General features: G+C 64.0%; 7 protein-coding genes. All 7 read right to left on the bottom strand.

The annotated features are described in order from the left end of the window. Positions 1 to 1,480: sensor domain-containing diguanylate cyclase (locus J4D52_RS06580; RefSeq protein ID WP_207272117.1), on the bottom strand; the 1,480-nt coding region annotated here is incomplete at its 3' end. Between the two features lie 150 nt (positions 1,481 to 1,630). Beyond that, entirely contained in the window at positions 1,631 to 2,911 is a 1,281-nt protein-coding gene (locus J4D52_RS06575; RefSeq protein ID WP_102676037.1) for an OprD family porin, read from the bottom strand. Positions 2,912 to 3,141: 230 nt separating this feature from the next. Next, positions 3,142 to 3,366, bottom strand: coding sequence for a hypothetical protein (locus J4D52_RS06570; protein ID WP_025806179.1), 225 nt, complete (start codon positions 3,364 to 3,366; stop codon positions 3,142 to 3,144). Positions 3,367 to 3,600: 234 nt separating this feature from the next. Further along, positions 3,601 to 4,965 (bottom strand): heavy metal sensor histidine kinase, encoded by a 1,365-nt coding sequence (locus J4D52_RS06565; RefSeq protein WP_102676038.1) that lies wholly within the window; start codon positions 4,963 to 4,965, stop codon positions 3,601 to 3,603. Continuing rightward, a complete protein-coding gene (locus J4D52_RS06560; RefSeq protein ID WP_009050709.1) occupies positions 4,955 to 5,632 on the bottom strand; it encodes a heavy metal response regulator transcription factor in 678 nt (225 codons plus the stop codon). The genes J4D52_RS06565 and J4D52_RS06560 overlap by 11 nt, the downstream gene beginning before the upstream one ends. A 9-nt stretch (positions 5,633 to 5,641) precedes the next feature. Then, entirely contained in the window at positions 5,642 to 8,737 is a 3,096-nt protein-coding gene (locus tag J4D52_RS06555; protein ID WP_102676039.1) for a multidrug efflux RND transporter permease subunit, read from the bottom strand. Further along, on the bottom strand, positions 8,734 to 9,903 hold the full coding sequence (locus tag J4D52_RS06550) for an efflux RND transporter periplasmic adaptor subunit (RefSeq protein ID WP_102676040.1): 1,170 nt from the start codon (positions 9,901 to 9,903) through the stop codon (positions 8,734 to 8,736). Before J4D52_RS06550 ends, J4D52_RS06555 begins: the two co-directional genes overlap by 4 nt. Between the last annotated feature and the right edge of the window lie 4 nt (positions 9,904 to 9,907).

Below are 9,907 nucleotides of genomic sequence, written 5' to 3'. Positions count from 1 at the left end.
CCACCCGATTTCGCCCTTCGGCCTTGGCCTGGTACAGCGCCTTGTCGGCCATCGAGCACAGCGCTTCCAGGCTGGACTTCGGCATGCCTGCCCAGGTGCTGAGGCCGATGCTGATGGTGATCGGCGAGGCACCGTCCTGGATCGGCGGCAAGCGCTCGACCCCCAGGCGAATATGTTCGGCGATACGCCGGGCGCCTTCGTTGTCGGTCTCCGGCAGGACCACGGCGAACTCCTCGCCGCCGTAGCGCGCAGCCAGGTCGCCGGGGCGACGGATATTGTCACTGATCACCCGGGCCACGATGCGCAGGGCTTCATCGCCGAGCGGGTGGCCGTAGCGGTCGTTGAAGGCCTTGAAGTGATCCACGTCGAGCATCAGCAGCGACAGGTCGCTGTGGGAGCGCTGCGCGCGTCCCCATTCACGGGCCAGGGTCTGGTCCAGGCTGCGGCGGTTGTCGAGGCCGGTGAGGGCGTCGGTGGCGGCCAGTTGCGCGAGCTCCTGCTCGGCGCTCTGGCGGCGGCGCAGTTCCCGGCACAGCAGCCAGGTCAGCCACAGCAGGCCCAGGCACAGCGCACCGGTGGCGCCACCGACCACCAGCACGGTGCGCTGCCAGGAGGCGAATACTTCATTGCTGGAGAGCGCCACGATCACGATCAGCGGCAGGTCACCGACCTGGGAGAAGGTATACAGGCGCGGCTGCAGGTTGTTGGACAGGCCTTTGAAGCTACCGTTTCCCTCGCGCAGGATGCGGATGAAATTGGGCCGTTGGCTGAAGTCCTGGCCGATCAGGTTGTCCGCTCGCGGCGGTTCCTGGGCCAGCAGGATACCGTCGCGACTGATCAGGTTGACCGAGCTGTCGCGGCCGACATTCAGGCTTTTGAACAACTGGCTGAAGTAGTCCAGGCGCATGGCCGCTTCGGCCACGCCGAGGAACTCCCCGCGCTCGTTGGAAACCCGCCGGCTGAAACTGATGCGCCAATCCAGCTCGGGTGGGCGGGCGCGGAACGGTCGGCTGATCAGCATGCCCGGATCGGGGTTATCCACATGGGACTGGAAATACTCTCGATCGGCAAAGTTGCCCTTGCGCGGTTCGACCGAAGCGGAGTCGGCGAGCACGTCGCCACGGGAGTCGAGCAGCAGGATATTGCCCTTGTAGGGCGCAGCGGTGGCCCGGTCGAACAGCGCCATATGGCGAATGGTCGGCGAGACCTGCTTCAGGTCCTCGCGTTGCGAGGCGCTGATCAGGCCGCGCAGGGAGACGTCGTACAGCTCGACGTTGCGCAGCACGTCGGCGTCGATCAATTGCACGATGTTGGAAGCGGCACGGGTGGCGGCCATTTCGACGCTGCCGCGTTCGCGAATCAGCAAGAAGGTCACGATGCTCAGGATGGAGACGACCATCAATGAGCTTCCAAGAATCAGCATCCTTTCCGACCGGGTCGAAGTGGTCGTGTTGCGGGGTGTCGCACTACTCACACTCATGGTTCTGACTTCTGCGATCTATACGTTGTAAGGGTATTTTTGGGTGAAGCGAGCAGAGTTGCAGAGACCGATCGCGCCTGCGGGCGCATGTATAAATCCCAGACAAAAAAAAGGCCAGCAAAATGATGCTGGCCTTTTGCTTAATCGCGCTTAGAACACATTGATCGGGTAGTCGACAATCACCCGGTATTCGTCGGTGTCGTTGTCCAGCGCGCCATAACCCTTGCCGCCCCGGTTGGTGGCCCACTGCAGGCGGACCGCCAGGTCCTTGGCCTTGCCGCCCTGGACCACATACTTGAGGTCGAGGTCGCGTTCCCAGTGCTTGGCGTGTTCGCCGCCGGCGCTGTACCAGTGTGCGTAGCCACGGCTGTGGGGATCGACCTTGGTCAGGTCCAGCTCGCCGCGCGAGTAGGAGAGCGCCGAAGTCAGGCCCGGCAGGCCGAGGCCGGCGAAATCGTAGGCGTATTTGAGTTTCCACGAGCGCTCGTTGGGGCCGTTGAAATCCGAATACTGCTGGGAGTTGTCCAGGTAGATGCTGTCGCCCTGGTTGATGTAGTCGAACGGTGTGTTGCCGTTCACCCGCTGGTAGGCGGCGGTGAGACTGTGATGGCCGACGCCCAGGGTGAAATGCAGGCTATAGGTGTTGTTGTCGATGTCGCCCAGCAGCGCGTCGCCAGTGTCCTGGGTGTGATAGAAGTGCAGGCCCGGGTTCAGGGTCACCAGCTCGTTCAGCGCATAGCTGTAGTCGAGGTCGTAGTAGTACTGGTTCCAGATATCCTTGAGTTCGGCGGCATACAGGCTGCTGGTCAGCCCGGTCACGCCGCTCCAGGCCACGCCGGCCCAATTCAGGTGCTGGCTTTCGACGCTGTTCGCCGGATTGCTGTACGCGCTGCCGATACGCCGACGGCCGCTCTGGTTATAGGGCTTGGTAAAGCTGGCCTGGCCACCTTCGAGCAGCCAGCCGTCGAAGCTGTGGTTGCTCAGGCTGACCCCGCGGAAGGTCTGCGGCAGCATGCGGCTCTGACCACCGGCGATCACCGGATTGTTGAGGAACAGGTCGCCGGCCTTGAGCTCGGTGTCAAAGGCGCGGATTTTCAGGGTGGCGCCGGCGGTGGAAAACGACGTTGGGGCTTTGCCGTTGCCGTCGCTGATCGGCAGGATGCTCGAACCGTCGGTACCGCCACCGCCATCGAGTTTCAAGCCGAGCATGGCGTTGGCATCGATGCCAAAACCGACCGTGCCCTGGGTATAACCCGACTCGAAGATCCCCAGGAAACCCTGGCCCCATTCGATATTGTCGGGAGCCTGCTGGTGGCGGTTGCGATTCATGTAGTAGTTGCGGGCGTTGAGTTTGAGGCTTGCGCCTTCGACGAAACCTTCAGGGCTGGCCTCGTCGGCTGCCTGGACGCAGGGGGCGATAGTTGCAGCCATTGCAATGAATAACGGGTTGAGAGTTGAAGTGACCTTCACCGGTATAAAGCTCCTTGGATAAATGGTGATCGTTGTTATTGTCGATTCGGGTGTTTCTTGTTCTGGGTGAAACGAATGAAACGGCCAGTTCTACATGGCAAAAAAAAGCCGCTGTTATCAGCGGCTTTAAGACAACTTACTCCAGGGTTAGAGCAGAGAAGTTGTCGAGGGAAACGAGTCGGTAGCGGGTATCAGCTGTCTTTCTGAACTTCCGGCTGGCGTTGTTCCGCCGTAGTGTTCTGCAGCTGCTCACCGTTCTGTTGCTTGGCAGCCAGCGCTTCCTGGGTGTCCTGGAATGCAGCGGCGCGTGCGGCGTTATGCGCGGCGAAAGTCTGCGATTCTTCGGCCATGGCCATAGGGGCCAAGAACAGGGAGGACAAAACAAAGGCGCTGGCAATACCCATACTGTTGGACATTTCTGAAGACCTTCTTGCAGAGCAAGTTCAAATTAGGTGCGACAAAAATATAACTTCGGGGCTGCTGGAAAAAGCGCCGAACAGGATAAGCACTGTTACGTCAAAAGCAATAGTTGCTACTGCTTCTGTAGGAGCCAGGCTTGCCGGCGATGCAGGCGATGCGCTGTGCCTGACGTACCGCTATCGCGAGCAATCGAGCGTCGACCGGCTGCTCCTACGGAAGAGGAGGAGGGCTCAGATCGGTAGGTAGATACCGAAGGTGTTGATGCCGTCATCGCTGCGCACGAACACGTCGCCGCCGTGCATCAGGGCGATGGCCTTGACGATCGCCAGCCCCAGGCCGTGGTTGGCGCCGCTGTTGCTGCGGGAGGCATCGACCCGGTAGAAACGCTCGAACAACCGGGGCAGGTGCTCGCTGGCGATGGTCTGGCCGGGGTTGCTCACGGCGATGGCCACCTGGTGTTCCTGCACGTCGATCTGCACCCGGATCACCTGTCCCGGCGCGGTGTGCTGCACGGCATTGCTCAACAGGTTGATCAGCGCCCGGCGCAGGTGGGCGATCTCGATCTGCACCTGGGCATCGCCGCGCACCTCGACCTTGACCTGGGCGTCTTCGAGGATGAAGTCCAGGTAGTCCAGGGTGGTCGCCACTTCGCTGGCCAGGGAGGTGCTGGCGAGCTTGGTGGCCTTGCTGCCCTGGTCGGCGCTGGCCAGGAACAGCATGTCGTTGATGATCGAGCGCAGCCGCTCCAACTCCTCGAGATTGGATTGCAGCACCTCGAAATAATGCTCGGCGGAACGCCCGCGGGTCAGCGCCACCTGGGTCTGGCCGATCAGGTTGGTCAGGGGCGAGCGCAGCTCGTGGGCGACGTCGGCATTGAAGGATTCCAGGCGCGAATAGGCCTGTTCCACCCGTTCCAGGGTCGAGTTGAACGAGTTGGCGAACTGCGTCAGCTCCGGAGGCAGCGACGACAGCTGCAAGCGCCCGGACAGCCGCGGCGGGGCCAGGCGCTGGGCTTCTTCGGACAGCCCGATCAAGGGCTTGAGGCCGATGCGCGCGACCCAGTAACCCAGCGCCGAAGCCAGCAGCACGCCGACGATGGCCAGGCTGATCAGGGCAATCAACAACTGGTGCTGGGTCTCGTAGAAGGTCTCGGTGTCGATGGCGATCAGAAAGCGTAGCGGCGGGCGCAACTCTTTGGCCGGCAGCTGGCTGACCAGCACTTTCAGCGGATAGGGATGCCCGGGCAGGATTAGGTCGCGCATGCCCAGCGGGCCCTGGGCGAAGCTGCGGATCTGCGGGTCGGGGTTGCCGTATTCGTAGGCGGGGTCGCCGCTGACCACCCAGAAATTGATGCGCTTGTCTTCTTCGCTGAGCAGCTTGAGCTTGTTGTTGATCTTGGCCCAGTGCTCCGGATTGCCGAAGCGCGTCAGTGCCGACTCCAGCACGCTGTAGCGAGCGTCCAGTTCGGCCTCGGGCAGCAGGCCCAGGCCCTTGTCCACCTGTTGATAGAGCGCGCCGCCGATCAGCAGGAACACCAGCAGGGCGACCAGGGTGAACAGCCCGCTCAGGCGCAGGGCAATCGAGTTACGAGGCACCGCGGTTCTCCAGCACATAACCCATGCCGCGGATGGTGTGCAGCAGTTTCTGTTCGAACGGCCCGTCGAGCTTGGCCCGCAGGCGCTTGATCGCCACTTCGACGACGTTGGCGTCGCTGTCGAAGTTGATGTCCCAGACCATCTCGGCGATCGCGGTTTTCGACAGGATCTCGCCCTGGCGCCGGGCGAGCACGCTGAGCAGCGAGAACTCCTTGGCGGTCAGGTCCAGGCGGGTGCCGGCGCGGCTGGCCTTGCGGCTGATCAGGTCGATCCACAGGTCGGCGATGCTGATCTGCACCGGCTCGTGACCACCGCTGCGGCGGGTCAAAGCCTGCAGGCGTGCCACCAGTTCGAGGAAGGAAAAGGGTTTGCCCAGGTAGTCGTCGGCGCCGTCGCGCAGGCCCTTGATGCGGTCTTCGACGCGCTCGCGAGCGGTGAGCATGATCACCGGTGTCTGCTTGCGCGCGCGCAGGGCCCGCAGTACGCCGAAGCCGTCGATGCCGGGCAGCATCACGTCGAGCACGATCACCGCGTAGTCGCTTTCCAGCGCCAGGTGCAGGCCCTCGACGCCGTCGCGCGCGAGGTCCACGGTGTAGCCTTGTTCGGTCAGGCCGCGGTGCAGATAGTCCGCGGTTTTCTCTTCATCTTCGATAATCAGAACGCGCATGACCCCGCCTCAGGATGTGCTTGCCAGCGCCGGCGCTGGTGTGGGCCGATGGAATAGCCGCTCGAGCCACAAGTATATGACCGGAGTGGTGAACAGCGTCAGCGCCTGGCTCACCAGCAGGCCACCGACCACGGCGATCCCCAGTGGCTGGCGCAGTTCGGCGCCGGCGCCATAACCGAGCATCAGCGGCAGGGCGCCGAGCAGCGCGGCGAGGGTGGTCATGATGATCGGCCGGAAACGGGTGATACAGGCCTGGTAGATCGCCTCCTGCGGCGACAGCCCGCCCTTGCGCTGGGCTTCGAGGGCGAAGTCGATCATCAGGATGCCGTTTTTCTTGACGATGCCGATCAGCAGTACCAGGCCGATCAGGGCCATGATCGAGAAGTCCTGGCCCAGCAGCCAGAGCATGATCAGCGCGCCAAGGCCGGCCGAGGGCAGGGTGGAAATGATGGTCAGCGGGTGGACGAAGCTCTCGTAGAGCACGCCGAGGATGATGTACACCGCCACCAGCGCCGCGAGGATCAGCCACGGCTGGCTGGCCAGGGAACTCTGGAAGGCCTGGGCCGCGCCCTGGAAGTTGCCGGCGATGGAGGCAGGCATGCCGATCTGGTTTTTCGCCTGCTCGAGCATGATCACCGCGTCGCCCAGGGCCACGCCGGGCGCCAGGTTGAACGACAGGTTGGCGGCCGGGAACATGCCGTCGTGGGCGATGGACAGCGGGCCGACGGTGGGCGGGTCGACCTTGGCCAGCGCCGACAGCGGCACCATCTCGCCGCTCAGGGGCGAGCGCAGGTAGAAGTAGTTCAGGCTCTCGGCCTTGCCGCGCTGTTTGGCGTCCAGTTCGAGGATCACGTTGTACTGGTTGGTCTCGGTCTGGAACTCGTTGACCTGGCGTTGGCCGAAGGCGTCGTAGAGCGCTTCGTCGACATCGGTGGCGGTCAGGCCGAAACGCGCCGCGGCGCTGCGGTCGATGCTGATATGGGTGATGCTGCCGCCCAGTTGCAGGTCGTTGGACAGGTCGCGAAAGGCCGGGTTGGCCCGCAGTTTCTCCGTCAGGCGCTGGGTCCAGGTGTTGAGGGTCGGCCCGTCGTTGCTCTTGAGCACGTACTGGTACTGGCTGCGGCTTGGCCCGGAGCTGAGGTTGATGTCCTGGCCGGCCCGCAGGTACAGGACGATGCCCGGGACCTTGGCCATCTGCGGGCGAATGCGGTCGATGAACTGGCTGGCGGAAACGTCCCGCTGGCCGCGGTCCTTGAGGGCGATCCAGAAGCGGCCGTTGGCGATGGTCTGGTTGTTGCCGGTGACGCCGACCGAGTGGGAGAAGGTTTCCACCGCCGGGTCGGCGCCGAGGATCTTCGCCAGGGCCAGGTGTTTTGCCACCATGTCCGGGTAGGAGATGTCGGCCGCCGCTTCGCTGGTGCCCAGCACGAAGCCGGTGTCCTGCACCGGGAAGAAGCCCTTGGGAATGAATACATAGCCGGCGATGGCCAGGCCCAGGGTCAGGCCGAACAGGCCGAGCATCAGCCGCTGATGGGCCAGGGCCCGGCGCAACCCACGCTCGTAGAGCGCCAGCAGGCGTTCGCCGAAGCCCGGGCGATCGTGGGGATGATGAGACGGGGCGCGCATGAACAACGCCGCCAGGGTAGGCGCCAGGGTCAGTGACACCACCACCGAAATCAGGATGGTCGAGGTGGCAGTCAGGGCAAACTCCTTGAACAGCCGGCCGACCACGCCCCCCATGAACAGCAGGGGGATGAACGCGGCGATCAGCGAGAAGCTGATGGACACCACGGTGAAGCCGATTTCGCCGGCGCCCTTGATCGCCGCCTCGCGCATGCCGTCGCCGGCCTCCAGATGGCGATGGATGTTCTCCACCACGACAATCGCGTCGTCGACCACGAAACCCACCGAGATCACGATCGCCACCAGGGTCAGGTTGTTCAGGCTGAAGCCCAGCACATACATCAGCGCAAAGCTGGCCACCAGCGACACCCCGAGCACGCTGGAGACGATCAGCGTCGCCGACAGCTGGCGCAGGAACAGCGCCATCACCGCCACCACCAGCAGCACCGCGATCAGCAGGGTGATTTCCACTTCGTGCAAGGAGGCGCGAATGGTCTTGGTGCGGTCCGAAAGCACAGTCACATCCACCGAGGCCGGCAGCATGGCTTCCAGACGCGGCAGTTCGCCCTGGATGCGGTCCACGGTGTCGACGATGTTGGCTCCCGGTTGGCGGAAGATCACCAGATTGAGCCCCGGCTGATCGTTGGACCAGGCCTGTACATAGGCGTTTTCCGGGCCGCTGATGACCCGGGCGACATCCTTGAGCTGCACCGGCGCGCCGTTCTTGTAGGAGACGATCAACTGGCTGTAGTCATCGGGATGGAACAGCTGGTCGTTGGTCGACAGGGTCGAGATGCTCGACTCGCCATACAGCGCGCCCTTGGCCAGGTTGAGGCTGGCCTGCTGCAGGGCGACGCGGATATCGGCCAGGGTCAGGCCGATGGCCGCCAGCCGGTCGGGCGAGGCCTGGACGCGGATCGCCGGGCGTTGCTGGCCGGTGATATTGATCAGGCCGACGCCGTCGATCTGGCTGATCTGCCGGGCCAGCAGGGTTTCCACGTAGTCGCTGAGCTCGGTGCCGGGCATCTGCGTGGAGCTGATGCTGAGGATCAGCACCGGGCTGTCCGCCGGGTTGACCTTGCGCCAGGTGGGCAGGCTCGGCATGTCGTTGGGCAGCTTGCCCGAGGCGGTGTTGATCGCTGCCTGCACTTCCTGGGCGGCGGTATCGATGCTTTTGTCGAGGGTGAATTGCAGGGTCAGGTTGGTCGAGCCCAGGGCGCTGCTGGAGGTCATTTGGGTCATGCCGGGGATGGCGCTGAACTGCACCTCCAGCGGCGTGGCCACCGAAGAGGCCATGGTTTCCGGGCTGGCGCCGGGCAATTGCGCGGAGACTTGGATGGTCGGGAATTCGGCTTCCGGCAGCGGGGCTATGGGCAGCCGAGGAAAGGCGATGGCGCCCAGCAGCACCAGGGCGAAAGTCAGCAGCAGGGTGGCGACCGGATGATCGACGCACCAGGCGGAGATCGAGCCGTGGCCCTTCATGGCTGCGGCTCCGTGTTCGCGGCCTGGATCTGTTGCGGCGGTTCGCTGAGTACCTCGATGCGCGAGCCGGCCTTGAGCCGCGACTGGCCGTCACTCACCAGCAGGTCGCCGGCCTGCACGCCCTTGATGATGTTCTGGCCGCTGTCCTGATAGACCATCTGCACCGGGACGATTTCCACCTTGTCATCCTTGACCCGATACACGAAGTGCTTGTCCAGGCCGCGCTGCACCACGCTGGGCGGTACCACCAGGGCGGCTTTTTCCACGGCGGTCCGGATCTTGATGGTCACCAGCTGGCCGGGCCAGAGCTTTTGCCCGGGATTGCTGAATTCGGCCTTGGCGCGGATGGTCCCGGTATTGGTGTCGATCTGGTTGTCGATCAGGCTCAGGTGGCCTTCGCCCAGGCGCTCGCCTGTGGCGGAGTCGGTATCGGCGCCCAGGTAGGCGTCCACCGTTGCCGGGTGTTCGGCGACCAGCAGCCCCTGCAGGGTCGGCAGCATCTGTTGCGGCAAGGAGAACTCGACCGCGATCGGGTCGATCTGGGTCACCGAGAACAGGCCCTGGGTATCGCTGGTGCGCAGGAAGTTGCCTTCGTCGACGGTGCGGATGCCAACGCGGCCGGACACCGGCGAGCGGATCTGGGTGTAGGACAACTGCACCTGCGCCGCATCGATGGCGGCCTGGTTGCCCTGGGCGCTGGCCTTGAGCTGGTTGACCAATGCTTGCTGCTGGTCGTAGGTCTGCTTGGACACACCATCATCTACCGACAGCAGCTTGTAGCGCTTGAGGTTGACCTGGGCCACCTGCAGTTGCGCCTGGTTTTCCGCCAGTTGCGCCCGGGCCTGGTCGAGGCTGGCGCGGATCGAGCGGTCGTCGATGGTCGCCAGCAGATCGCCGGCCTTGACCAGTTGGCCTTCCTTGACCAGCAAACGGGTGAGGATGCCGTCGACCTGGGGCCGGATCACCACGCTGTGCAGCGACAGCACCGAGCCGATGCCACTGACATACCGCGGCACATCCCGCTGGGCGACGCTGATCACCCGCACCGGTACGGCGGTCGGCGCCGCCAGTTTGGCGCTGGGCGGCTTGAGCAGGTGCCACAGGCCAGCGGCGGCGAGGACGGCGAGCACGCCTGCGAGCACAAGGGTTGTTTTCCGATTACGCATGGAC

The sequence above is a fragment of the Pseudomonas sp. GW460-12-10-14-TSB1 genome (genome assembly GCF_017349775.1).
GTDB classification, from domain to species: Bacteria; Pseudomonadota; Gammaproteobacteria; order Pseudomonadales; family Pseudomonadaceae; genus Aquipseudomonas; species Aquipseudomonas piscium.
The sequence above is the reverse complement of the archived record's forward strand: the minus strand, read 5'-3'. Positions and strand labels throughout refer to the sequence as shown.

What these genes read in the sequence shown, in the direction of transcription:
- J4D52_RS06575 (WP_102676037.1), bottom strand. Translation starts at nt 2,911, where the DNA reads ATGGCTGCAACTATCGCCCCCTGCGTCCAGGCAGCCGACGAGGCCAGC.
- J4D52_RS06570 (WP_025806179.1), bottom strand. Translation starts at nt 3,366, where the DNA reads ATGTCCAACAGTATGGGTATTGCCAGCGCCTTTGTTTTGTCCTCCCTG.
- J4D52_RS06560 (WP_009050709.1), bottom strand. Translation starts at nt 5,632, where the DNA reads ATGCGCGTTCTGATTATCGAAGATGAAGAGAAAACCGCGGACTATCTG.
- J4D52_RS06555 (WP_102676039.1), bottom strand. Translation starts at nt 8,737, where the DNA reads ATGAAGGGCCACGGCTCGATCTCCGCCTGGTGCGTCGATCATCCGGTC.
- J4D52_RS06550 (WP_102676040.1), bottom strand. Translation starts at nt 9,903, where the DNA reads ATGCGTAATCGGAAAACAACCCTTGTGCTCGCAGGCGTGCTCGCCGTC.